Consider the following 23,540-nt stretch of genomic DNA (forward strand, 5'->3'; position numbering starts at 1 on the left):
ATCGCGCGTCATCCGGCGTCCCGCCAGCGGGGCGCCGCTCACACCTGACCGGGCCACCCGGCCCCAACCCTGACAGACGGACATCATGGCCACCGAAATCCGCGTCCCGACCCTCGGCGAGTCCGTGAGCGAGGCCACCATCGGCCGCTGGTTCAAGAAGCCCGGCGACACCGTGAAGGCCGACGAGCCCCTCGTCGAACTCGAGACCGACAAGGTGACCCTCGAGGTCAACGCCCCGGCCTCGGGCCAGCTCGGCGACATCGTCGCCAAGGACGGCGAGACGGTGGAGCCCGGCGCGCTGCTCGGCTCGATCGTCGAGGGCGGCGCCGGCGAGGCGCCCAAGGCGGCCAAGGAGCCGGCCAAGGAGCCGGCTAAGGCCGAGCCTGCGAAGGCCGAGCCCGCCAAGGAGCCCACGAAGTCGTCGGCGGCCGCCTACGGCAACCACGGCGAGGCCGCGCCCTCCGGTCAGGCCCGCCCGGCCGGCGACCACGGCCCTGCGGTCGGCCGCATCGCCCAGGAGAGCGGCGTCGATCCGTCCTCGGTCCAGGGCAGCGGCAAGGACGGCCGCGTCACCAAGGGCGACATGCTGGCCGCCGTGAAGGGCGGCGGCGCGGCGGCGCCCGCCCCGGCCCCGACGCAGATCGCCCGCGCCCCCTCGGCGCCGGACGACGCCTCCCGCGAGGAGCGGGTGCGCATGACCAAGTTGCGCCAGACCATCGCCCGGCGCCTGAAGGACGCGCAGAACACCGCTGCGATGCTGACGACGTTCAACGACGTCGACATGGGCGCGGTGATGAGCCTGCGCCAGCAGTACAAGGACATCTTCGAGAAGAAGCACGGCACCAAGCTCGGCTTCATGGGCTTCTTCACCAAGGCGGTGATCCAGGCCCTGAAGGACGTGCCGGCGGTGAACGCCGAGATCGATGGCCAGGATCTCGTCTACAAGAACTACTACCACGTCGGCATCGCGGTCGGGACCGACAAGGGCCTGGTCGTGCCGGTGGTGCGCGACGCCGACACCCTGTCGATCGCCGGCATCGAGAAGGCGATCGCCGGCTTCGGCCGCAAGGCCCGCGACGGCAAGCTGTCGATCGAGGACATGCAGGGCGGCACCTTCACGATCACCAACGGCGGCATCTACGGCTCGCTGATGTCGACCCCGATCCTCAACGCGCCGCAATCGGGCATCCTCGGCATGCACCGCATCGAGGAGCGGCCGGTGGTGCGCGGCGGCAAGATCGAGGCGCGGCCGATGATGTACCTCGCCCTGTCCTACGACCACCGCATCGTCGACGGGAAGGAGGCGGTGACCTTCCTGGTGCGGATCAAGGAAGCCCTGGAGGACCCGGCGCGTCTCGTGCTGGATCTGTGAGGCGGGACTCGTAACCCGCCGGGCTGGGTTCGGCCGCAGTCAGTGGCGCCCGGACTCTTCGCCCTGCGTGCGGCAGGGCCGTCCGGCGAAGAAGGAGCGCGTCTCCCCTCTCCCACTCGGGAGAGGGGGTCCCGCGCTTGACTCTGAACAGGATTTTTCCCTGGCAGTTGTGCGCTCGCGGGGAGAGGAGAAGGCGCGCGCGTGCCTGCTCGCGCCGGCCCCTCGGCGACGAAGCCCCGAACCCCTCGGCGAGGGACCACCCGCGGCCCATCAACCGGACGTTGCATGATCGTTTGACGGCGGGCCCCGCCTCGGGAATGGGGGAGGGGCCCCCTCGCAGAACCGGGGGCGCCCAGCTCGGGAAGGAACGTCGATGGACAAGGTCCTGGTGGTCACCGGCGGCAGCCGCGGCATCGGTCGCGCGGTGTCGCTGCTCGCGGCAAAGCGGGGCTGGCGCGTCTGCCTGTCCTACGTGTCGAACCGCGACGCCGCCGAGGCGGTGGTGCGGGAGATTGAGGCCGGCGGCGGCACCGCGCTCGCGGTGCGGAGCGACGTCGCGGTCGAGGCCGAGATCGAGGACCTCTTTCGGCAGGCCGACGGACTCGGGACCCTCGGCGGCCTCGTCAACAATGCCGGCGTGGTCGATTACGCTGCCCGGGTCGACGAGATGACCGGCACGCGCCTGACCCGGATGATGACCACCAACGTCGTCGGCTCGTTCCTGTGCGCGGCCCAGGCGGTGCGGCGGATGTCGACGAAGCACGGCGGCCGGGGCGGCGCCATCGTCAACCTGTCGTCGGTCGCCGCGCGCCTCGGCGCGCCCGGCCAGTACGTCGACTACGCCGCCTCGAAGGGGGCGATCGACACCTTCACCACCGGCCTCGCGGTCGAGGTCGCCGCCGAGGGCATCCGCGTCAACGCGGTCGCCCCCGGGCTGATCGAGACCGAGATCCACGCCAGCGGCGGCCAGCCCGACCGGCTCGTGCGCCTCGGCCCCTCGGTGCCGATGAAGCGCGTCGGCACCGCCGAGGAGGTCGCGGCCCCGATCGTCTGGCTGCTCTCGGATGAGGCGTCCTACACCACCGGAACCCTCGTGACGGTCTCGGGCGGCCGTTAACACCGCCCTCCACCACTCCGGTCGCGCGACCGGCGCGGGCCTTGCTGCGCCGGCTGCGCGACCTCACTGTGCGGAAGCTCTCATGTCCTACGATCTCGTCGTCATCGGCACCGGCCCCGGCGGTTACGTCTGCGCCATCCGGGCCGCCCAGCTCGGCCTCAAGACCGCGGTGGTCGAGAAGCGGGCCAGCCACGGCGGCACCTGCCTCAACGTCGGCTGCATCCCGTCGAAGGCGCTGCTGCACGCCTCCGAGGCGTTCGAGGAGGCCACGAAGCACTTCCCCGACCTCGGCATCACGGTCGGCGAGCCGCAGCTCGACCTCAAGAAGATGATGGCGTTCAAGCAGGAGGGCGTCGACGGCAACACCAAGGGCGTCGCGTTCCTGCTCAAGAAGAACGGCGTCGAGAGCTTCCACGGCACCGGCCGCCTCGCCGGCGCCGGCCGTGTCGAGGTGCTGTCGGAGGACGGCGGCAACCAGATGCTGGAGACCCGGAACGTCGTCATCGCGACCGGCTCCGACGTCGCCAACCTGCCGGGCGTGACCATCGACGAGGAGGTCGTGGTCTCGTCCACCGGCGCCCTCGACCTCGCCAAGGTTCCGGGCAAGCTCGTCATCATCGGCGCCGGCGTCATCGGCCTCGAACTCGGCTCGGTGTGGCGGCGCCTCGGCGCCGAGGTCACGGTGGTCGAGTATCTCGACCGCATCCTGCCGGGCATGGACGGCGAGGTCGGCAAGCAGTTCCAGCGCATCCTCCAGAAGCAGGGCATCGCCTTCAAGCTGTCGTCGAAGGTCACCGGCGTGACCCGCGAGGGGGCGGGCGCCACCGTGACGGTCGAGCCGTCGGCCGGCGGCGCGGCCGAGACGCTCCAGGCCGACGTGGTGCTGGTCGCCATTGGCCGGGTGCCTTACACCGCCGGGCTCGGCCTCGAGACGGTCGGCGTGCAGCTCGACAACAAGGGCCGCATCCTCACCGACAACCACTACGCCACCAACGTCACCGGCCTCTACGCGATCGGCGACGTCATCGCCGGCCCGATGCTGGCCCACAAGGCCGAGGACGAGGGCGTCGCCGTCGCCGAGATCCTCGCCGGCAAGGCCGGGCACGTGAATTACGGCGTGATCCCGAACGTGGTCTACACCACGCCGGAGGTCGCCTCGGTCGGCCTGACCGAGGAGGAGCTGAAGAAGGACGGCGTGACCTACAACACCGGCAAGTTCCCGTTCACCGCGAACGGCCGCGCCAAGGTCAACCACACCACCGACGGCTTCGTGAAGGTGCTGGCCGATGCCGGGACGGACCGGGTGCTCGGCGTCCACATCGTCGGCCCGGATGCCGGCAACCTCATCATGGAGGTCGCGGTGGCGATGGAGTTCGGCGCCTCGTCGGAGGACATCGCCCGCACCTGCCACGCACACCCGACCCTGACCGAGGCGGTCAAGGAGGCGGCGCTCGCCGTCGACAAGCGCGCCCTGCACATGTGATACGGTTTTCGGACGATCAGTTCCGAAAACCGTATCAATAGTCCGCGCGGCGCAGAGCAAAGCTCTGCGCGCACCTGAGCGAAGCCGATTTTCGCATCGCGAAGCGATTGCGCAGCAATCGCCGAGCGATCAATCGAAAATCGTATGAAGCGACTGCCGTGCCCGGATTCCCCGGGCACGGCCCCTGCGGCGGATCCGCCGCAGGAGGATTTTCAACCTGTGATGGAACGCATCCGCCGCTGAACCGTAGCCCCTCGTCGCTGACAACGAGGGCTCCGGACATGTTCATGCGGATCGATCGGCTCCAGGCCGAGCTTCCCCAGCCTAAAAAGCCAGACCCGAATGCGGCGGCTGCCCTGCAGGAACTGCTGGGTGGCAAGTACGGCGAGATGTCGACGCTGGGGAACTACATGTTCCAGAGCTTCAACTTCCGCAACAAATCCAAGCTTCGTCCTTTCTATAGCCTCGTTTCGAGCATCTTCGCCGAGGAACTGGGCCATGTCGAGCTGGTCTCGACTGGCATCTCGATGCTGAACAACGGCCCCGGCGACGACACCCCGGACGTCGACGTGTCGAAGGCGCCGTTCGAGGAGATGAAGGACGTGCGGCTGGCCGGCAGCTTCCTGTCGAACGGCGGCGGCGCGATGCCGATGAACGCCAACGCCGCGTCGTGGAACATGGACATGGTCACCACGACCGGGAACATCATCATCGACCTGCTGCACAACTTCCATCTCGAATGCGGCGCCCGGCTGCACAAGCTGCGGGTCTACGAGACCCTGACCGACCCGACCGGGCGCGAGGTGTGCGGCTACCTGCTGGTGCGCGGCTCGGTCCACGCCCACGCCTACGGGCTGGCGCTGAAGAAGCTGACCGGCGTCGAGATCGAGAAGATGCTGCCGACGCCCAACATCCGGCTCGACAATATTCCGGAATGCCAGAAGTACCTCCAGGAGGGCAGCCACCGGCGGTTGTATCGCTTCAGCCCCAGCGACTACCAGGAGGCAGCCGGCGTGTGGTCGAACGACGAGGTCGCGCTGCCGGGCGATCCGCCGGGCCACCTCGAAGTGGTCGACGGCCTGCCCGAGGGCGGCAAGATCCCGGAACTCGACGGCAATTACGGCGCCTTCGCGCCGAACTACGCTCCGGAAGAGATCTTCGAGATCGCGAGCAAGCTCTACAAGAAGAGCCGCTGACGGCCGGCGGGGCGGCGTCGCGCCGCCCCGTTCCCATTCCCGGAGGTGTCCGCCGATGAAGCAGCACAAGTCCCTGCGCGATCAGGTCGTCGTCGTCACCGGCGCGTCGAGCGGGATCGGCCTTGCCACCGCCCGCATGGCGGCCGAGCGGGGCGCCCGCGTCGTGCTGGCGGCCCGCAACGGCGAGGCCCTGGCCCGCATCCAGTCCGAGATCGAGGCCGCCAGCGGCCGGGCGATCCACGTCGTCGCCGATGTCGGCCGGCGCGCGGACGTCCAGGCGATCGCCGACCGGGCGGTCGCGGCCTTCGGCGGCTTCGACACCTGGGTCAACGTCGCGGGCCTGACCATCTACGGGCCGTTGCGCGAGGTCACCGACGAGGACCACGCCCGCCTGCTCCAGACCAACCTGTGGGGCACGGTGTTCGGTTCGCTGGTCGCAGTCGAGTACCTGAAGGAGCGCGGCGGGGCGCTCATCAACGTCGGCAGCGTCGCCTCCGACCTCGCCTTCCCGTTCCAGGGCATGTACTGCGCCAGCAAGCACGCGGTGAAGGGTTTTACCGACGCCCTGCGGATGGAACTGGAGCAGGACGGCCTGCCGATCAGCGTGACGCTGGTCAAGCCGACCTCGATCGACACGCCGCTGCCGCAGCGGGCGCGCAACTACATGGACCGCGAGCCGACCCTGCCGCCGCCGATCTACCCGCCCGAGGAAGTCGCGCACGCGATCCTGCACGCCGCGGTGCATCCCCAGCGCGACATCTTCGTCGGCGGCGGCGGGAGGGTGCTGGTCGGCCTCAAGGAATTCGCGCCCGGGGCCTACGACAAGCTCGCGCCGGCGATCATCGCGTTCCAGCAGCGCAGCGAGCCGCCGCGCGACCCGGAGGGTGCCCTGCGCGACCCCGTCGGCGACGGCGCCGCGAAGGGCCACCAGCCCGGCTTCGTGCGGCGCAAGAGCTACTACACCCGGGCGAGCCTGCAGCCGGCCAAGCTGAACCCGATGAAGACCGCCGGCCTCGTCGGGATCGGGCTGACGCTGGCGGCGGGGCTGCTCGGGCGGGCCCGCGGCGGCCGCCGCCTCTGAGGCGCCGGCCTTACGCCGCCGCGTGCGCTCCGGCGGCGACCGCGGCGACGAGAAGGCCGCAGGCGAGGCTGACCAGGAACGCGGCCGGGGCCGGCAGCCCCAGGGTGGCGCGGACCGCGACGCCGTGGATGTGGAGCAGGATCACCGCGAAGGCGGCGGCATAGAGCGCCGCGAGGCCCGGCGTCGCCAGCCCGAGCACCAGCAGGAAGCCCGGCAGCGACAGCACCGCCAGGGCGAGCGCCAGGGTCCAGTTGGTGACGATGACGAACGGCACGTAGGCCCGCGTCAGGCCGAGGCGCCGGGCGAGGCCGAGCATCGTCACCGGAATCACCAGGAACGCCGCGAGCGTGCCGGCCAGCACCGCCAGGGTGGTGTGATCGGGGCGCAGCAGCGGCGTGCCGGGCCCCCGCTCCAGGGCCAGCGCGATCACCATCGCCGGGGCGGTGAGCCAGATCGCCCCGAACGAGCGCCAGAACCCGCGCTCGCTGACGTCGAACAGGCGCAGGGCCTGGGGATGGCGGTTCAGCAGCGCGGCGGCGCCCCGCAGGGAGCGGCCGACTTCCTCGGCGGTGACGAGCATGACGCCTCCGGCGATCGGCGGACCAGCCGCCTTCGTCGGAGGAGATTCAACTTTCGTCGTAGACTGGTCAAGCGGGTTTTTGCAGCGCAGCATCGGCCGGAAAATAGGCGTCGAGCACCCGCCGGTAGATCGCCGCGAGCCGGTCGAGATCGGCCACCGGCACGCATTCGTCGATCTGGTGCATGGTCTGCCCGACGAGGCCGAACTCGATCACCGGGCAGGCGTCCTTGATGAAGCGCGCATCCGAGGTGCCGCCGGTGGTGGACAGGACCGGGCGCAGGCCGGTCTCGGCCGCGATGGCGTCGGCGACGCGCTCCACGAAGGCGTCGGGTCGGGTCAGGAACGCGACCGCGTTGGTCGGGCGCAGGGCGAGGTCGTAGCGGGCGCCGTCCGCGGCTCCGGCGAGGCGCCGGCGCAGCTCGTCGGCGAGCGATGCGAGCGTCCACAGGTCGTTGAAGCGGATATTGAAGGTGCCGCGGGCGCTGGCCGGAATCACGTTGGTCGACGGGTTGCCGACGTCGAGGGTCGTGAATTCGAGGTTCGAGGCGTCGAAATGCGCGGTGCCCGCGTCGAGGGGCGCGGCGAGCAAGGCGCCGGCGAGGCGCAGCAGGTGCGGAATCGGGTTGTCGGCCCGGTGGGGATAGGCGACGTGGCCCTGGATGCCGTGGACCGTGAGGTCGCCGGTGAGCGAGCCGCGCCGGCCGATCTTGATCATCTCGCCGAGGCGGTCGGGGTTGGTCGGCTCGCCGAGCAGGCAATGGTCGAAGCGCTCGCCCCGCGCCAGCGCCCAGTCGAGGAGCTTCGGGGTGCCGTTGACCGCCGGGCCCTCCTCGTCGCCGGTGATGAGGAAGGCGATCGAACCGCCGAAATCCGGCCCGCGGGCGGCGAGGAAGCCGAGCACCGCCGCCAGCAGGCAGGCGATGCCGCCCTTCATGTCGACCGCGCCGCGACCGTAGAGCACGCCGTCCGCCACCGCGCCGTCGAACGGGCCGTGGCGCCAGGCGCCGGTCTCGCCGGGCGGCACCACGTCGGTATGGCCGGCGAGCAGCAGGCACGGGCCGGCGCGGCCGATCCGGGCGTAGAGGTTCTCGACGTCCGGGGTGCCCGGCTCGGAGAAGACCGGCCGCTCGACCGAGAACCCCGCCGCGGCGAGGTGGCCGGCGAGGCAGGCGAGCGCGCCGCCCTCGGCCGGGGTCACGGAGGGGCAGCGGATCAGGTCCCGGGCCAGGGCCAGCGGGGAGGGGAGGGTGGTCACGGGGCTCGTCTCGTCGCGGTCGGTCGCCCCACCGGTAGCGAAGCGGGGCGGGGTTGCAAGCCGATGCTCTTCCTCCGCCCGCCGGCCTCGCGTATCCGGAGGCGATGAGCAGTCTCAGCCCCGACGAGATCGAGCGCTACGCCCGCCACATCGTGCTGCGGGAGGTCGGCGGCCCGGGTCAGGTCCGGCTCAAGGCGGCGCGGGTGCTGGTGATCGGGGCCGGCGGCCTCGGGGCGCCGCTGATCCAGTACCTCGCGGCGGCGGGGATCGGCACGGTCGGGATCGTCGACGACGACACCGTGTCGCTGTCGAACCTCCAGCGGCAGGTGATCCACGGCACGCCCGATCTCGGCCGGCCGAAGGTCGAGAGCGCGGCCGAGGCGGTGGCGCGGCTCAACCCGCACGTCCGGGTCGAGGCGCACCCGCTGCGGCTCGACGCCGGCAACGCCGAGGCGCTGGTCGCCGGTTACGACCTCGTCGCCGACGGCTCCGACAACTTCTCCACCCGCTACGCGGTGTCGGATGCCTGCTACCGGGCCGGGCGGCCGCTGGTGACGGCGGCGCTCGGCCAGTTCGACGGCTCGCTCACCACGATCCGCGCCCACGAGACCGGCGCCGACGGGCGGCCGAACCCGACCTATCGCTGCCTGTTTCCGAACCCGCCCCCGGCCGGCTCGGTCCCGACCTGCGCCGAGGCCGGGGTGCTCGGGGCGCTGGCCGGCCTGATGGGCTCGCTGATGGCGCTGGAGGTGATCCGCGCCCTGACCGGCTTCGGCGACAGCCTCGTCGGCCGGCTGCTGATGGTCGACGCCCGCTCGCTGCGCTTCGAGACCCTGCGCTACGGCTGGGACCCGGACAACCCGCTGAGCGGGCGCGGGGCGGGAGGCTAATCCCCGATCCCGTCGCGCCCCTGCACCGTCATCAGCGTCGCGGTGAGCAGGGCGACCAGCCGCTCGGCGCCGTCGCGCTCGGAAAACACCTCGGCCTGGGCCAGGGTGAGGGTGCGGCCGGCCTTCACCACCCGGCCGCGGGCGACGAGGCGGTCGCCGGCGGCGGGGGCCACGAGGTTGATCTTGAACTCGGTGGTCAGCACGCCGGCGCCCGGCGGCATCAGGCTCAGCGCGGCGTAGCCGGCGGCGCTGTCGGCGATGGCGCTCACCGCGCCGGCATGGACGAAGCCGTGCTGCTGCGAGACCGCGGGGCCCGGCGCGAGGGCGATCTCCACCGACCCCGGCGCCACCGTGCCGAGGGTCGCCCCGAGCGTCCGCATCAGCCCCTGCCTAGCGAAGCTCGCCCGGACGCGCTCTTCTCCCGCCGGAAACCCGTTTTCGTCGCCCACGTCGTTCTCCCCGGCCGGCTGCGCGGGCGCGACTGTAGGGGCCGGCGCGGCGGCCGGGAAGCCGAACGACGAAAGCCCCGGATCGCTCCGGGGCTTCGCGTCGGTCGCGGGATCGGGCGTAAAGCCCGGCCCGGTTACTTGAAGAAGTTGAACAGGCCGCCCGGCTCGGCGTAGACGCCCGGATTGGCGGTCGAGGCCTGCCAGCGGATCGAGCCGATGAAGGCGTCGCCGCACCAGCGCGAGGTGCCGCCGTTGATGTTGCCGCGGAAGTCGCCGGTGAGGGCGAAGCACTGCGATGGCGTCAGGTCGGTGGTGTGGAAGCGGAAATCGACCAGCAGGTTCTTGTACGACCAGGACACGCCGACGTTGCCGTAGTTGTAGCTCGGCAGGTTGAAGCTGGCGAAGCGGTTGATGTCGGCGTTGAAGCCGGTCGCCGAGGTCTTGGCCGCGCCGAGGAAGTAGTGGCCGCCCTCGCCCGAGAACGAGAAGCCGCCGGCATAAGCCTCCGGCAGGAACGAGAACCACGAGGCCGGCAGGGTGTAGGCGATGGTGCCCGAGGTGTAGGTGCCGTTCGTGTGCTGGCCGAGGTAGTTCGGCGCGAAGAACACGTTGGCGCCGATCGCCAGTTCCGGCGTCGCCTGGAACAGCGCCTTGCCGGCGTATTCGATGAAGTCGGTGTTGGCGGTGGTCAGCGGGGCGCCGGCCGCGTTGAACAGGCGCTGCTCGTTGGGGTAGAAGTAGTAGATCACGCCGAGGTCGAACGACAGCTTGTCGAAGGTCGGCCGGATACCGGCGACGAGGTCGAACTCGAAGTCGGGTCGCGTCGGCAGGCGGGTCTGCCAGGTGTAGAATCCGGCATAGGCGAAGTTGTTGAAGAACTGCGCCTCGAAGAAGGTCTGGTAGCTGCCCTGCAGGTTCGACTGCGACACGCCGCGGAAGTTGTAGTCCGTGGCGTATTGCGAGTACCACGAGAAGCCGATGATCGGATCCGGCGCCTTCGCCTCGGCCGGCATCACCTTGGGGGCCGTCGAGAGGTCTGCCGCCAGAACCGGACCGAAGCTCAGGGTGGCGGCCACCGCCGCGACTGCACCCTTCAGGAAAAACCGCTGACTCATCTTGGAAGGCCCCATCTTGCTTTCCGGCCAAGGTGGCGAAATCCGCCGTTTCGAGCAAAACTAACTTTCGAGCATTTGCCCATTTGATAGGCATTTTCGCCCCGTCCGTGTTCGCACCGCAAAAACGTTGCAGTGTTGCCACAGTTTTCGCGGGGTCCCGGCGGGACCTTCGGGCGTGAGAGTGCCGTCCCGGGAGGCGCCGGGGCTCCGCCTGCCGAATCGGGCAACAAAAAGGGCCCCGGTGCCGTAGCACCGGAGCCCGCTGACGCTGGGGGAGAGGCGTCGATCAGTAGTTGTAGGCGCGCTCGCCGTGATCGGCGACGTCGAGGCCTTCGCGCTCCTCGTCGGCGGTCACCCGCAGGCCGATCAGCACGTCGACCAGCTTGAACAGGATCGCCGAGCCGATGCCGGACCACAGGACCGTGAAGCCGACCGCCTTGGCCTGGGCCAGGAAGGCCGGGCCGAACTCGTAGGCGGCGGCGACGAGCTCGCCGGGCTTCGTCGCGTAGTCGGGGACGCCGACGCCGCCGAGAGCCGGGTTGACCAGGATGCCGGTGGCCAGCGCCCCGATGATGCCGCCGACGCAGTGCACGCCGAACACGTCGAGGGAGTCGTCGTACCCGATGGCGTTCTTGACCGTGGAGCACATCACGAAGCAGACCGCGCCGGCGACGAGGCCGAGGACGATCGAGCCCATCGGGCCGGCGAAGCCGCAGGCCGGGGTGACGGCGACGAGGCCGGCGACCGCGCCCGACAGCATGCCGAGCAGCGACGGCTTGCCCTTGGCGGCCCATTCCACGAACAGCCAGGACACGGCCGCCGCGGCGGTGGCCACGAAGGTGTTGAGCATGGCGAGCGCCGCCGAGCCGTTGGCCTCGAGGTTCGAGCCGGCGTTGAAGCCGAACCAGCCTACCCACAGCAGCGAGGCGCCGATCATCGTCATGGTCAGCGAGTGCGGGGCGAGCAGGTCGCGGCCGTAGCCGATGCGCTTGCCGATCAGCAGGCAGCCGACGATGCCGGCGATGCCCGCGTTGATGTGCACCACGGTGCCGCCGGCGAAGTCGAGGGCGCCCCACTTGAACAGCAGGCCGGCATCGGCGTTGACGGCGTCCAGCGCGTCCTGGGCCGCCTTCTTGGAGGCCTCGTCGGTCGCCGCGGCGAGCGCCTTGGCGGCGTTGCCGACCGCATCGGGACCGCCCCAGTACCAGACCATGTGCGCCATCGGGAAGTAGATGAAGGTCAGCCACAGCACGCTGAACAGCAGCAGGGCCGAGAACTTCATCCGCTCGGCGAAGGCGCCGACGATGAGTGCCGGGGTGATCATCGCGAACGTCATCTGGAAGCACAGATAGACGTATTCGGGGATGACGACGCCGTTGGAGAAGGTGGCGACCGTGGAGTTGGCGTCGACGCCCTTCAGGAACGCCTTCGAGAACCCGCCGACGAAGTCGTTGATGCCGCCGCCGTTGGTGAAGGAGAGGCTGTAGCCGTAGAACACCCAGAGCAGGGCGGCGACGCTGACGATGGCGAAGACCTGGGTCAGCAGCGACAGCATGTTCTTGGTGCGCACCAGCCCGCCGTAGAACAGGGCGAGGCCGGGCACCGACATCATCAGCACGAGCGCCGTCGAGATCAGCATCCAGGCGGTGTCGCCCTTGTTGGGCACCGGCGCCGCCGCCGCGGCGGCGGCCGGTGCCTCCACGGTCGGCGTCTGCGCCAGGGACGGCTCGACCAGGGCCAGCGCCAGGACGGCGCCTCCCAGTCCGGCAGCCAGGAGGTGACGAAGCTTCATGGGAACGGAACTCCCGAGAGGGTCTTGACGGGGGTTGGGGAGCGCGCCGGGATCACCGGCGCCGCGGATCACAGGGCGTCGGCGTCGGTCTCGCCGGTGCGGATGCGGACGGCCTTCTCCAGCGGAAGGACGAAGATCTTGCCGTCGCCGATCTGGCCGGTGCGGGCGGCCGCCGCAATGGCGTCGACGACGTTGCTGACGAGGTCGACGGCGACCGCGACCTCGATCTTGAGCTTCGGCAGGAAGCTCACGGCGTACTCGGCGCCGCGGTAGATCTCGGTGTGTCCCTTCTGCCGTCCGTAGCCCTTCACTTCGGTCACGGTCAGGCCGTGCACGCCAATGCTGGTCAGGGCGTCGCGCACCTCCTCCAGCTTGAACGGCTTGATGATGGCCATGACGATCTTCATGGGTCGTGCCCCCTTTCGGATTGGCCCGGGCTGCCCGCGCGGTCGCGCGGCGGCTCGTGGTTCGGCGCAACGCCCGGACAGCGCGCCACCGATGCGGCGCCCGTATCAAGGACTGTGCCAGGGCCCGTTCCGAAGGAGATCGATGGCCTGCCCGGTTCCTGGGCCGTTTGCGGAGAAAGACGCCGTCCGGGCAGGCAAAATCGGTCAGAAATTCATCATTTGAATAACGAGTGGGCAGATTGGCGGCACGGACGGGAGTTCACGGCTCCGGCGGGGCCTCGCGCCGCTCGCGGATCATGCCCTCCTGTGTCACGGAAGCCACGAGGGTGCCGTCGCGGGTGAAGATCAGCCCGCGCGAGAAGCCGCGGGCGCCCGAGGCGCTCGGGCTGTCCTGCGCGTAGAGCAGCCACTCGTCGGCGCGGAACGGGCGGTGGAACCACAGGGCGTGGTCGAGGCTCGCCGGCTGGATCGCGCTCTCGAACACCGTGCGGCCGTGGGCGATGAGCGAGGTGTCGAGCAGCGTCATGTCGGAGGCGTAGGCGAGGATGCTCTGGTGCACCGCCGGGTCGTCGGGCAGCGGCGCGGTCGCCCGGATCCAGACGTGGAAGCGCGGGTCGCGCTTCTCCGGCGAGGCGTAGCGCTCGATCTCGACCGGGCGCAGCTCGATCGGCCGCTCGCGCTCGAAATACGCCCGCACCGGGTCGGGCATCCGCGCCATCATCGTCGCCTTCAGGGCGGTCTCGCCCTCCAGCTCCTCGGGCGTCGGCACCGCCGGCATCGGCATCTGGTGGGCGAGGCCGGGCTCCTCGAGGTGGAACGAGGCCGACATCGAGAAGATCGCCCGGCCGTGCTGGATCGCGACGACGCGGCGGGTGGTGAAGCTGCGGCCGTCGCGGATGCGGTCGACCTCGTAGACGATCGGCACCTTCGGGTCGCCGCCGAGCAGGAAGTAGCCGTGCAGCGAGTGCGGCCGGCGCTCCGGCGCGACCGTGCGGGTGGCGGCGACGAGGGCCTGCCCGATGACCTGGCCGCCGAACACCCGCTGCCAGCGGTCCTTCGGCGAGCGGCCGCGGAACAGGTTCTGCTCCAGCTGCTCCAGATCGAGGATGGCGAGAAGTTCGTCGACCGCCTTCACTGCGTGGTCTCCCGTGTGCGCCGCACCGTACCCTGCGCCGATCTGGAGCGGGGGGCCGCGATGCGTCAAGCCGACGGCCCGGACGGCGCGGCGCCGTGCTATGCCGACGGCACCGCAAGGTGCGGCACGGAACCGGAGGGAACATGGTGGGGCGGACTCGGCCGGCGCGGGAGATCATCGTGGCGGGCGGCGGCCTGCCCGGGCTGTCCCTCGCGCTGGCCCTGCGGCAGGCGCTCGGCGAGGCGGTCGGGCTCACGGTCTGCGACCCCGCCTTCGCCCGCAGCGGGCCGGGGCCGAACCGCGCCTACGCGGTGGCGGCCGGCGCCCGGCGGATGCTGGGACGCCTCGGCGTGTGGGAGACGGTGGCGCCCCGCGCCCAGGTCATCCGCGAGATGGTCATCACCGACAGCCGCGTCGCCGACCCGGTGCGGCCGGTCTTCCTCACCTTCGGCGGCGAGGTCGAGGCGGGCGAGCCCTTCGCCCACATGATCGAGGGGCCGGGCCTGCTCGACGCCCTGCGCCACGCCTGCGCGGCGGCCGGTGTCGCCCTCGAACCGGTCCCGGTCTCGTCCGCGCGGGCGGATGCCGCCGGCATCACCGCGACGCTCGCCGACGGGCGGGCCCTGCGCGCCGCCCTCGTGGTCGCGGCGGACGGCGCCCGCTCGCGCCTGCGCGAGGCGGCCGGCATCGGCTGGGTCGGCTGGTCCTATCCGCAATCGGGCGTCGTCGCGACGGTGGCGCACGAGCGCGACCACGAGGGCAGGGCCTACGAGCACTTCCTGCCGTCGGGCCCGTTCGCGACCCTGCCGCTCGTCCCCGGCGGGTCGCTCGGCCACCGCTCGTCGATCGTCTGGACCGAGCGGCGGGCCGACCTGCCCGCACTCCTCGGTGGCGGCCCCGACGAGGTGCTGCGCGAGGTCGAGCGGCGCTTCGGCCCGGTGCTCGGGCGGCTCGCCCTCGAGGACGCGCCCCACGCCCATCCGCTCGCCTTCGGCATCGCCCGCCGCTTCGGCGCGCCGCGGCTGCTGCTGCTCGGCGACGCCGCCCACGTCGTCCACCCGATCGCCGGCCAGGGCCTCAATCTCGGCCTGCGCAGCGCCGCCGCGCTCGCCGAGATCCTCGCCGACGCCCTGCGCCTCGGTCTCGATCCGGGCAGCCCGGACGTGCGCGAGGATTACGAGCGCGCCCGCCGCTTCGACGCCCTGGCGATGGGCGCGGCGACCGACGGGCTCAACCGCCTTTTCTCCACCGACGCCCTGCCGGTGCGCCTCGCCCGCGACGTCGGCCTCGGCCTCGTCGACCGCCTGCCCGGCCTCAAGCGCCTGTTCGTGCGCGAGGCCGCCGGCCTGCGCGGCACCCCGCCGCGGCTGATGCGCGGCGAGGCGTTGTAGTCGCCGCGCTCAGGCCGCGTGCCGGTCGGCGCTCGCGCCGAAATGCCCGACGTAGCGCGGCGCGATCGCCTCGACCGGCAGCACCACGAACACGTCGGTGGTGCCGAACTGCCGGTCCACCACCGCGCCGTCGCCGAAGGTGGCGCCGACGCGCAGGTAGCCCTTGATCAGCGGCGGCAGCGACTGGAGCGCCATGCGCGGGTCGATCGCCCCGCGGTCGAGGCGGTCCATCGCGACGTGGCGCTCCGGCAGGGCGCGGGCGCGCCACGCCTCGGGGGCGCGGGCGTAGTGATGCAGGAAGCTCAGCGGCAGGGCGAGCCGGTCGGGGTCCGTTCCTTCCAGGCTGGCGCAGCCGAACATCGCGTCGATGCGATGGTGCAGCACGTAGGTCCAGATGCCGTGCCACAGGAGCTCGACCGTGCGCTTGGTGCGGTAGGGCTTGAGCACGCAGGAGCGGCCGAGTTCCAGCACGCGCTTGCCGCGGTTGGCCGCCAGCACCGGGGCGATGTCGTACTCGCCGGCGCTGTAGAAGCCGAAATTCCGGTCGGCCTGGTCCTGGCGCAGGAGCCGGTAGGTGCCGACGATCATCGGCCGCGGCTTGCGGAACGGCTTGGCGAAGGGTTGGGCGAAGGGCTTGGCCTCGGTCGCCGCGTGGTCGATGACCAGCAGGTGGTCGCAGACCGCGTCGTACTCGTCGACGTCCCGGCGCTTGAGCATCGCGAGGCCGGTCGGGACCGCGGCCATCTCCTCGTAGAACACCCGGTAGCGCAGGCGCTGGGCCCGCTTGACCTCCCGGGGCCGGGTGGCGAGGCGCACCTCGAGCGAGCCGATGCGGCCGAGCACCGGGTCGAGCCCGAGCAGGTCCGGGCGCTTGAGCCGCGGAAACAGCCGCGCCGGCGCGGCCGGCGGACGCAGCAGGATGCCCTCGCCGGATCCCGGCCGCGGAAACAGGCGCGAGAACGGCGCGTGCGCGTCGCCGGGGGTGAGGAACGGAACCATGGTCTGGCATCCCGGGCGGCGTCGAGGGGTGCGGCCGTGAGGACAGGCCCGCCGCGATCACGGCGACAGAACCACGCGGGCGGGCACGGTTTTGTGACACTCCGCGCCGGGGCACCGGCGCGGGTCGTTCGGCGTCCGGTGGATCGCTTCCGGCGATCCCCGGAGGATCACACGAACTGGCTCAGGCCCGGGATCGAGCCGACGATCGGCCCCATCACGTCCTCGCCGGCCTTCTCGCGGCCGTAGGCGAACAGCTCGCGGCCGAGGGGCTGCATCTGGCCCATCGGCACGCCGGCCGACATCAGCTTCTGGCCGAGCGCCATCACGCCGCCGCCCATCATGCCGCCGAGCATGCCCATCAGCCCGCCGCCGCCCTCGCCGGGGCCGCCGTCGCCGGACTGGGCGATCGCCGCCTCGGCGCCGGGCATCGCGGCGATGAGCTGCTGCACCTCGGCCTGGGGTCCCTCCTTCTGCAGGAAGGCCAGGATGAGCCCGATCGCCTTCTGGGCCGTGGTCGCGTCCAGTCCCGTGGCCTGCGTCACCCGGGCAACAAGCTCTTCCATCTGGGTCTCCCGCTCATGGCAAGCGCCCCGCGGTCTTGCCGCGAAGCCGGACGGGAAATCAAGGCGCGTGATCCGCGCCGTCCGGCCCGCGACCGTCGGCCGGATTCGCGCTAACCTTGGGTCATGACGGGAGGCGACCGATGGCGGGGACCGGACGGGTGGCATCCATCGCGGCGGCCTGCCTGCTCGCCGGGGCGGCGCAGGCCCAGACCCCTCGCGCGTCGGGGCCCTGCGCCCAGAGGGCCGCCCGGCAGGACCGGCTCGTCGCCGTCGACGGCCACGGCGACCTCGCCCTCGAATCGGGGCGGCGCGGGCGGCTCGACGGCCTGCGCCTCCCCGACGACCCGGCTCTCGCGGCGGCGGCGCGCGCGTGGCTGCTCGCCCTGCGCGGCCGGGCGCTGGCGACCCGGGAGGCCACCGTGCCGGACCGCTGGGGCCGGATCGCCCTCGACGCCGCGACGGCGGACGCGGGCGAGCCGGTCGACCTCGCCGGCGGCCTCGTGGCGGCGGGGCTGGCGGTGGTCGATGCCGGCGAGGCCGACGCCCTGTGCCGGCCGGGCCTGCTGGCGATCGAGGCCGCGGCGCGGCGGCAGGGGAGGGGGCTGTGGGCGGCGACCGCCGTGCTGCCGGCGGACGACGCCGCGCGAATCGCCGCCGCGGCCGGGCGATTCGTGGTCGTCGAGGGCCGGGTGCGCAGCGTCGGCGAGCGCGAGCGGCGCACCTATCTCAACTTCGCCCCCTTCGGCGAGGACGGTCTCTCCGTCACGATGCAAAAGCGCACTTGGCGGATCCTGGCCGGACGTGGTTTGACTGCGGCCGCGCTCCGGGGGCGCCGGGTGCGGGCACGCGGCACCGTCGAACTGTGGCGCGGGCCGGTCCTCGACCTGGGGGCGGCCGAGATGATCGAGTTGCTGGACGAGGAGCAGGCGCAGCGGCGCTGACGTATCGCGATGGACCGGCCCTTCCCGCGCATCCTGCCGGCACCAGCGAGGCTGGCGCCAGCCTCGCTGGTGCCGCCCGTCCTGGCGGTGCTTCTGGCCGCCTGCGCCGGCGACCAGGGCGCCCCGCTGGCGCCGGTGGCGGTCGCGGTGCCGTCCGAGGCGCCGCGCACCACCGGGCGCGAGCGGCCGGCGGCCGATGCCGACCACGCCAAGCTCGTCGCCTCGTTCGGCGGCGAGTACAAGGCGCCGGCCGCCCTGCGGCTGCTCACCGAGGTCACCGACCGCCTCGTGCGCGCCACCGAGCGCCCGGACGAGACCTACGCGGTGACGCTGCTCGATTCGCCGGTGCCGAACGCCTTCGCTCTGCCCAACGGCCACCTCTACGCCACCCGCGGCCTGCTGGCGCTCGCCTCCGACACCTCGGAACTCGCCGCGGTGCTGGCGCACGAGATCGCCCACGTCACCCTGCGCCACGCCAGCGCCCGCACCGAGATGGCCCTGCGCTCCGAACTGGTGAGCAAGGTCGTGGCCGACGTGCTGAAGGACCCCTCGACCGGGGCCCAGCTCCAGGACCAGTCGCGCTTCGTGCTGGCGCGGTTCTCCCGCGCCCAGGAATTCGAGGCCGATCAGGCCGGCGTCCGCACCCTGGCGCGGGCGGGCTACGACCCGTTCGGCGCCTCGCGCTTCCTCACCGCCCTCAACCGGGCGACGGCGCTGCGGGCCGGCGGCGCCGGCGGGGCCGAGCCCGACCTGCTGGCGACCCATCCGGGCACCCCCGAGCGCATCGTCCAGGTGACGCAGGCGGCCCGGCGCATCGGCGCGCCGGGCCTCGGCTCCGACGACCGCGCCCGCTACCTCGCGGCGATCGACGGCATCGCCTACGGCGACAATCCGGCCGACGGCATGATCCGCGGCCACCGCTTCATCCATCCCCGCCTCGGCATCGCCTTCGAGGCGCCGGAGGGTTTTTCGCTCGACAACACCGCCCGCGCGGTCCTGGGCTCGACCCCCGAGGGCAGCCGCCGCCTGCTGTTCGACGCCGTCGAGACCAATCCCGGCCAGGGGCTGGAGGAGGTGCTGAAGGCGACCTGGAACGACGCGATCGAGACCGACAGCTTCGAGAACCGGATGGTCAACGGCTTCCCGGCCGTGACCGCGGTGTCGAGGGGCAAGGAGTGGTTCTTCCGCCTCGCGGCGATCCGGGTCGGCACCAACACCTTCCGGATGATCATGGCGGCCAAGGGCAGCGTCGATCCGGAGCCGGCCTTTGGGCGCTGGCTGGCGAGCCTCGCCGCCGTCGGCCCGGAGGAGGCGCGCGCCCTCAGGCCGCTGCGGCTCCAGGTGGTCACCGCCGGGCCCGGCGACACCGCCGAGGACTTCGCCCGCCGGATGGTGGTGCCCGACCGCCCGCTGGAGCGGTTCCAGGCGCTCAACGGCCTGGAGCGCGGCAGCCGGGTGCGGCCGGGCCAGTCGTACAAGCTGGTCGTCGAATAGGGGCTCACGCCCCGTCGCGGATCCCGAAGGCGCGCGCGAGGGCGAGGCGCCCCGGCGGGGTCACCTCCACCGCCCGGGTGCGCTCCAGGCGGCGCAGCCAGCCGCGGGCGAGGAAGCCGTCGAGCAGGGCGGCACCGAGCACCCCGGCGATGTGCGGCCGGCGCTCGCTCCAGTCGAGGCAGGGCCGGCAGAACACCCGCCGCCCGCCGGCCGACCGGTCGAGGTCGATGCCGAGGTCGCGCAGGAAGGCCGCGCCCTCCGGCGTCAGGGCGCCGCCGTCCGGCGCGAGGTCGATCTGGCCGCGCGCCACCATCGCGTCCGCCATCGCCACCGCGACATGGCCCGCGAGGTGGTCGTAGCAGGTACGGGCGTGGCGCAGGCGCCGGTCCCGCGGGCCGGTCGCCGGGCGGCGCGGCGGCGGGCGGTCGGCCGCCACCGCCATCACGCTCTCCATCATCCGCGCCACCGACGGCGAGGCGAGGCGGTGGTAGCGGTGCCGCCCCTGCCGCTCGACCGCGAGCAGCCCGGCCTCCGACAGCCGGGCGAGGTGGCTGCTCGCCGTCTGCGGCGTGACCCCGGCGGCGCGGGCGAGTTCCGCCGCGGTCAGCGCCCGGCCGTCGAGCAGGGCGTCCAGCATCCCGGCGCGGGCCGGGTCGCCCATCAGGGCGGCGATCTGCGCGAAGGCGGCGGTGGTGGTCATGGCGGCGCTCCCGGGGCGGGCCGCACCCTTCTACCCGAGCCGGACCGCCGATGCTTCGGCCACGCCCGAACCGTCGCGGCGGCTCCTTCGGCGAGGCTCCCGTCCCGACCGGACGACGAGGAGCCCCGCATGGCGCCGCCGACACCCCCCGCACTTCCCCTCCCCGGCCCGCCCGGCGAGCCGTTCTGGCGCCGCTGGCTGCGCTGCCGGCGCGACCGGGACCATCTGGAGGGTCTCGACGCCCGCCTGCTGCGGGATGTGGGGCTGACGCGGGCGGATCTGCGGTGGCTCGGGGCGGGGCGGAAGCCGGGCGGGGCCGGGTTGCACCGTGGGCCGTGACGATCCCGTGTCGGGGCAGGCTCGTCCGGCCTGATCCCGGGGCAAGCCGTCGTCCGTCGTGAGCGGTGACGGCGCCCCGCGAGCGAGGAGGTGGTCCGGACCCGCTCCTCCTGCGCCCGGGCCGGCGGATCCTGCCGGTCGCTCGGGGCCCTGCCTCGCGCCAGGGCGCAACCGTGCCCCGGGCGCAGAGCGCCCCCGCTCCCGCGGGACGGTGCACGCGCCGACCCGATGCGATACGCACCCGCGTGACGCGGGAGGACGGCCGGGATGACGAGCGGAGCCGGGGTGCGGCCGGAGGTGGCCGACGGGCTGCCGGTGGCGGAGCGGCTGTGGGCGATGCTGGCGATCGGCATCGCCATGACCATGGCGGTGCTCGACGGGGCGATCGTCAACGTCGCCCTGCCGGTCATCGCCCGCGACCTCGGGGTGTCGCCCGGCGCCGCGATCTTCGTCACCAACGGCTACCAGCTCGCCGTCACCGCGGCGCTGCTGCCGCTCGCCTCCCTCGGCGATATCGTCGGCTACAAGCGGGTCTATATCGGCGGGCTGGCCCTGTTCACCGTGGCCTCGCTCGCCTGCGCGCTCACCGGCTCCCTCGAGGTGCTGGTCGCCGCGCGCATCGCCCAGGGGCTCGGGGCGGCCGGCATCATGAGCGTCAACATCGCGCTCGTGCGCTTCATCTATCCGGCGCGGATGATCGGGCAGGGCGTCGGCACCGTCGCGCTCATGGTGGCGATCGCCTCGGCGGCCGGGCCGACCGTCGCCTCGGCGATTCTCGCCGTGGCGTCCTGGCCGTGGCTGTTCCTCGTCAACGGGCCCCTCGGCGTCGCGGCCCTGCTGGTGGCGGCCCGCACCCTGCCGGCGACGCCGCTGAGCGGCGCGCGCTTCGACGGCCTCAGCGCCGTGCTCAACGCGGTGTTCTTCTGCCTGCTCATCACCGGGGTCGACGGGCTCGGCGACCCGGCCGGGCAGCGGCTCGCCGTCGCGGCGCTCGCCGGCGCCCTCGGGGTCGGGACCGCCTTCGTGTGGACCCAGCTCCGGCTGCCGGCGCCGCTGCTGCCGGTCGACCTCTTGCGGATCCGGGTCTTCGCCCTGTCGATGGTGTCGTCGGTCTGCGCCTTCTCGGCCCAGATGATGGCCTACGTCGCGCTGCCGTTCTACTTCCAGGACGTGCTGCACCGCTCCAGCATCGAGACCGGCTTCCTGATGACGCCGTGGCCGATCGCCATCGCGGTCGTCGCGCCGATCTCCGGGCGCCTCGCCGACCGCTACCCGCCGGGCCTGCTCGGCGGCATCGGGCTCGCGGTGCTGGCGGTGGGGCTGGCCCTGATGGCGACACTGCCGCCCGATCCCTCGACCGCCGCCATCGCCTGGCGCCTGACCGTCTGCGGCCTCGGCTTCGGGCTGTTCCAGGCGCCCAACAACAAGGTCATCATCACCAGCGCCCCGCGCGAGCGCAGCGGCGGCGCCAGCGGCATGCAATCGACCGCGCGCCTGCTCGGCCAGTCGCTCGGGGCGGCGGTGGTGGCGGTGATCTTCGGCCTCGCCCACACCGCCGGCACGATCACCGCCCTGTGGCTCGCCGCCGCCCTGTCGGGGGTCGGGGCGCTGGCGAGCACGCTGCGGGTCGGGCGGCGGACGCGGCCGTGACGGCGGCGTCCGGCGTCGCCGGCGCCTACTTCAGGTGCTGGGCGAGGTACTTGTTCATCTCGAACATCGTCGCCTTGTCCTTGCCGAACACCTTCTTGAGGTGATCGTCGGCGAGGATCTCGCGCTTGTTCTCGGGGTTCTGCAGGTTGTGCTTGCGGATGTAGTCCCAGACCTTGCTGACGACCTCGCCCCGCGGCAGCGGGCTGGAGCCGACGATGGCGGCGAGCTCGGGGGTCGGCTGCAGCGGCTTCTGAAGGGCGTTCGGCTTGTCGCCGGACTTCGGCGCCGCGACCTTCTTGGCCTTCGCCTTGCCTTCGGTCTCGTCGGCCTTCGGCGCCTCTTTCTTGGTCGTCTTCGTCGCCATCGGGGTTCCTCCGACACTTGGTCCGCGGCCCCGGAAAACGGGCGACCGCCACATCAGAACGCGTAGCACCAACAACTAAGCCGTGCCCAGGGCGTTCCAAAGGGAAAAATCGCGCCCGAGGCACCGCCGTCCACATGCCAGTCGCAGGGGCGCGGTCACGCCCCCGTCCAGGTCGACCGCCCCTCGAGGGGATAGGCCGGATCGTTGAAGCCCGGCGTCGAGGGATGCCCGGCCGGGACGAGGCGGTCGACCAGGGCCTCGTCCTCGGCGGTGAAGCGGTAGGCCAGCGCCCCGGCATAGGCCTGCCACTGCGCGAAGGTGCGCGGACCGGCGATGACCGAGGTCACCGCGCGGTTGTTGAGCACCCAGGCCACCGCGAAGTCGCCCGGGCTGGCGCCGCGGGCCTCGGCATGGGCGCGGATCTCCTGCGCGATGGCGAGGCTCTCGGGCCGCCACTCGGTCTGCATCATCCGGGTGTCGCCGCGCCCGGCCCGGGTGCCCTCCGGCGGCGCCTCGCCCGGCCGGTACTTGGCGGTCAGCACGCCGCGGGCGAGGGGCGAGTAGGGCACCACCCCGAGGCCGAAATGGGCGCAGGCCGGCAGGTGCTCGACCTCCGGCATCCGGTTGAGGGCGTTGTAGTACGGCTGGCTCGCCACCGGCCGGTCGATGCCGGCCTCGTCGCACAGCCGGCAGATCTCCGCCACCCGCCACGCCCGGTGGTTGGAGACCCCGACATGCAGGACCTTGCCGGCCCGGACCAGGTGCTCCAGCGCCCGCACCGTCTCGTCGAGCGGCGTCGCGTGGTCCTCCTTGTGCAGGTAGTACAGGTCGATCCGATCGGTGCCGAGGCGCTTCAGGCTCGCCTCGCAGGCGCGCAGGACGTGGCCGCGCGACAGGCCGCGGTCGTTCGGCCCCGGCCCCATCGCGTTCGCCACCTTGGTGGCGACGACCCAGGCGTCGCGCTCCGCCGCGATGGCGCGGCCGACCACCTCCTCCGAGCGGCCGTCGTTGTAGACGTCCGCGGTGTCGATGAAGTTGAGGCCCTGGTCGCGCGCGTCGGCGACGATCCGCGCCGCCTCGTCGTCGGGGGTCTGGCCGCCGAACATCATCGTGCCGAGGCATAGCGGCGACACCTTCAGGCCCGATCGGCCGAGCGTGCGGTACTCCATGGCGGTTCCTCCGAAAATGGCGCCGGCGTGGCCTCCGGCGGCGGCGCGCCGAAGCCTG

Annotated in this window: 23 protein-coding genes; 11 read left to right on the plus strand and 12 right to left on the minus strand. The window is 72.4% G+C overall.

Annotated elements, in window-relative coordinates; genetic code table 11:
• The first annotated feature begins 85 nt into the window (after window positions 1-85).
• The 5 genes from odhB (at window position 86) to EOE48_RS08060 (ending at window position 6,249) form a co-directional block, all read left to right on the plus strand.
• On the plus strand, window positions 86-1,372 hold the full coding sequence (gene odhB / locus EOE48_RS08040; RefSeq protein ID WP_127728278.1) for a 2-oxoglutarate dehydrogenase complex dihydrolipoyllysine-residue succinyltransferase: 1,287 nt from the start codon (window positions 86-88) through the stop codon (window positions 1,370-1,372).
• Between the two features lie 373 nt (window positions 1,373-1,745).
• The gene (locus EOE48_RS08045; protein ID WP_127728279.1) at window positions 1,746-2,489 is read left to right on the plus strand and encodes an SDR family oxidoreductase; all 744 of its coding nucleotides are present in this window, start codon (window positions 1,746-1,748) and stop codon (window positions 2,487-2,489) included.
• A gap of 82 nt (window positions 2,490-2,571) precedes the next feature.
• Window positions 2,572-3,972: a dihydrolipoyl dehydrogenase gene (lpdA, locus tag EOE48_RS08050; RefSeq protein WP_127728280.1), complete on the plus strand. Its 1,401-nt coding sequence runs from the start codon at window positions 2,572-2,574 to the stop codon at window positions 3,970-3,972.
• A 281-nt stretch (window positions 3,973-4,253) separates the two neighbouring features.
• Window positions 4,254-5,168: a manganese catalase family protein gene (locus EOE48_RS08055; RefSeq protein ID WP_127728281.1), complete on the plus strand. Its 915-nt coding sequence runs from the start codon at window positions 4,254-4,256 to the stop codon at window positions 5,166-5,168.
• A gap of 55 nt (window positions 5,169-5,223) precedes the next feature.
• A complete protein-coding gene (locus EOE48_RS08060) occupies window positions 5,224-6,249 on the plus strand; it encodes an SDR family oxidoreductase (RefSeq protein ID WP_127728282.1) in 1,026 nt (341 codons plus the stop codon).
• 10 nt (window positions 6,250-6,259) lie between these two features.
• Here EOE48_RS08060 and EOE48_RS08065 read toward each other — a convergent pair whose 3' ends face one another.
• Both EOE48_RS08065 and dapE read right to left on the minus strand, forming a co-directional pair.
• Entirely contained in the window at window positions 6,260-6,829 is a 570-nt protein-coding gene (locus EOE48_RS08065; RefSeq protein WP_127728283.1) for a hypothetical protein, read from the minus strand.
• A gap of 67 nt (window positions 6,830-6,896) precedes the next feature.
• Window positions 6,897-8,084 carry a succinyl-diaminopimelate desuccinylase gene (dapE, locus tag EOE48_RS08070; protein WP_127728284.1) on the minus strand — a complete coding sequence of 396 codons (1,188 nt, stop codon included), beginning with the start codon at window positions 8,082-8,084 and terminating at the stop codon, window positions 6,897-6,899.
• A 104-nt stretch (window positions 8,085-8,188) separates the two neighbouring features.
• Between dapE and EOE48_RS08075 the strand changes: the two genes are divergently transcribed.
• Window positions 8,189-8,974: a HesA/MoeB/ThiF family protein gene (locus tag EOE48_RS08075; RefSeq protein ID WP_127728285.1), complete on the plus strand. Its 786-nt coding sequence runs from the start codon at window positions 8,189-8,191 to the stop codon at window positions 8,972-8,974.
• On the opposite strand, the gene EOE48_RS08080 is transcribed toward EOE48_RS08075, so the two are convergent.
• The 5 genes from EOE48_RS08080 to tesB all read right to left on the minus strand — a co-directional run bounded on the left by EOE48_RS08080 (window position 8,971) and on the right by tesB (window position 13,872).
• Window positions 8,971-9,423, minus strand: a complete 453-nt coding sequence (locus EOE48_RS08080; protein ID WP_425463636.1) for a PaaI family thioesterase — start codon at window positions 9,421-9,423, stop codon at window positions 8,971-8,973. The genes EOE48_RS08075 and EOE48_RS08080 overlap by 4 nt on opposite strands.
• Window positions 9,424-9,557: 134 nt before the next feature.
• A complete protein-coding gene (locus EOE48_RS08085) occupies window positions 9,558-10,538 on the minus strand; it encodes a TorF family putative porin (protein WP_246154045.1) in 981 nt (326 codons plus the stop codon).
• Between the two features lie 286 nt (window positions 10,539-10,824).
• Window positions 10,825-12,330, minus strand: coding sequence for an ammonium transporter (locus EOE48_RS08090; RefSeq protein ID WP_127728286.1), 1,506 nt, complete (start codon window positions 12,328-12,330; stop codon window positions 10,825-10,827).
• A gap of 68 nt (window positions 12,331-12,398) precedes the next feature.
• A complete protein-coding gene (locus tag EOE48_RS08095; RefSeq protein WP_127728287.1) occupies window positions 12,399-12,737 on the minus strand; it encodes a P-II family nitrogen regulator in 339 nt (112 codons plus the stop codon).
• Window positions 12,738-12,996: 259 nt separating this feature from the next.
• Complete coding sequence (tesB, locus tag EOE48_RS08100) at window positions 12,997-13,872, minus strand: acyl-CoA thioesterase II (protein ID WP_127728288.1); 876 nt, start codon at window positions 13,870-13,872, stop codon at window positions 12,997-12,999.
• A gap of 143 nt (window positions 13,873-14,015) precedes the next feature.
• Here tesB and EOE48_RS08105 point away from each other — a divergent pair, with 143 nt between their 5' ends.
• Entirely contained in the window at window positions 14,016-15,263 is a 1,248-nt protein-coding gene (locus EOE48_RS08105) for an FAD-dependent monooxygenase (RefSeq protein ID WP_127728289.1), read from the plus strand.
• Window positions 15,264-15,272: 9 nt separating this feature from the next.
• Here the strand turns inward: EOE48_RS08105 and olsB are convergent, their stop codons facing one another.
• Complete coding sequence (gene olsB, locus EOE48_RS08110; protein WP_127728290.1) at window positions 15,273-16,262, minus strand: l-ornithine N(alpha)-acyltransferase; 990 nt, start codon at window positions 16,260-16,262, stop codon at window positions 15,273-15,275.
• Window positions 16,263-16,429: 167 nt separating this feature from the next.
• Window positions 16,430-16,825 (minus strand): DUF2267 domain-containing protein, encoded by a 396-nt coding sequence (locus EOE48_RS08115; RefSeq protein ID WP_127728291.1) that lies wholly within the window; start codon window positions 16,823-16,825, stop codon window positions 16,430-16,432.
• A gap of 140 nt (window positions 16,826-16,965) precedes the next feature.
• Between EOE48_RS08115 and EOE48_RS08120 the strand changes: the two genes are divergently transcribed.
• Together EOE48_RS08120 and EOE48_RS08125 are read left to right on the plus strand one after the other, a co-directional pair.
• Complete coding sequence (locus tag EOE48_RS08120) at window positions 16,966-17,766, plus strand: DNA-binding protein (RefSeq protein ID WP_127728292.1); 801 nt, start codon at window positions 16,966-16,968, stop codon at window positions 17,764-17,766.
• A gap of 9 nt (window positions 17,767-17,775) precedes the next feature.
• The gene (locus EOE48_RS08125) at window positions 17,776-19,260 is read left to right on the plus strand and encodes a M48 family metalloprotease (protein ID WP_127728293.1); all 1,485 of its coding nucleotides are present in this window, start codon (window positions 17,776-17,778) and stop codon (window positions 19,258-19,260) included.
• A 4-nt stretch (window positions 19,261-19,264) separates the two neighbouring features.
• Here EOE48_RS08125 and EOE48_RS08130 read toward each other — a convergent pair whose 3' ends face one another.
• Window positions 19,265-19,960 carry an ArsR/SmtB family transcription factor gene (locus EOE48_RS08130; RefSeq protein WP_127728294.1) on the minus strand — a complete coding sequence of 232 codons (696 nt, stop codon included), beginning with the start codon at window positions 19,958-19,960 and terminating at the stop codon, window positions 19,265-19,267.
• 129 nt (window positions 19,961-20,089) lie between these two features.
• Between EOE48_RS08130 and EOE48_RS30460 the strand changes: the two genes are divergently transcribed.
• Both EOE48_RS30460 and EOE48_RS08140 read left to right on the plus strand, forming a co-directional pair.
• Window positions 20,090-20,299 (plus strand): YjiS-like domain-containing protein, encoded by a 210-nt coding sequence (locus EOE48_RS30460; protein WP_127728295.1) that lies wholly within the window; start codon window positions 20,090-20,092, stop codon window positions 20,297-20,299.
• A 267-nt stretch (window positions 20,300-20,566) separates the two neighbouring features.
• The gene (locus EOE48_RS08140) at window positions 20,567-21,949 is read left to right on the plus strand and encodes an MFS transporter (protein WP_127728296.1); all 1,383 of its coding nucleotides are present in this window, start codon (window positions 20,567-20,569) and stop codon (window positions 21,947-21,949) included.
• A 25-nt stretch (window positions 21,950-21,974) separates the two neighbouring features.
• Here EOE48_RS08140 and EOE48_RS08145 read toward each other — a convergent pair whose 3' ends face one another.
• Together EOE48_RS08145 and EOE48_RS08150 are read right to left on the minus strand one after the other, a co-directional pair.
• The gene (locus EOE48_RS08145) at window positions 21,975-22,313 is read right to left on the minus strand and encodes an SWIB/MDM2 domain-containing protein (protein ID WP_127728297.1); all 339 of its coding nucleotides are present in this window, start codon (window positions 22,311-22,313) and stop codon (window positions 21,975-21,977) included.
• Window positions 22,314-22,468: 155 nt separating this feature from the next.
• Window positions 22,469-23,482, minus strand: a complete 1,014-nt coding sequence (locus EOE48_RS08150) for an aldo/keto reductase (protein WP_127728298.1) — start codon at window positions 23,480-23,482, stop codon at window positions 22,469-22,471.
• Between the last annotated feature and the right edge of the window lie 58 nt (window positions 23,483-23,540).

The organism is Methylobacterium oryzihabitans (assembly GCF_004004555.2).
In the GTDB taxonomy this organism is placed as follows: domain Bacteria; phylum Pseudomonadota; class Alphaproteobacteria; order Rhizobiales; family Beijerinckiaceae; genus Methylobacterium; species Methylobacterium oryzihabitans.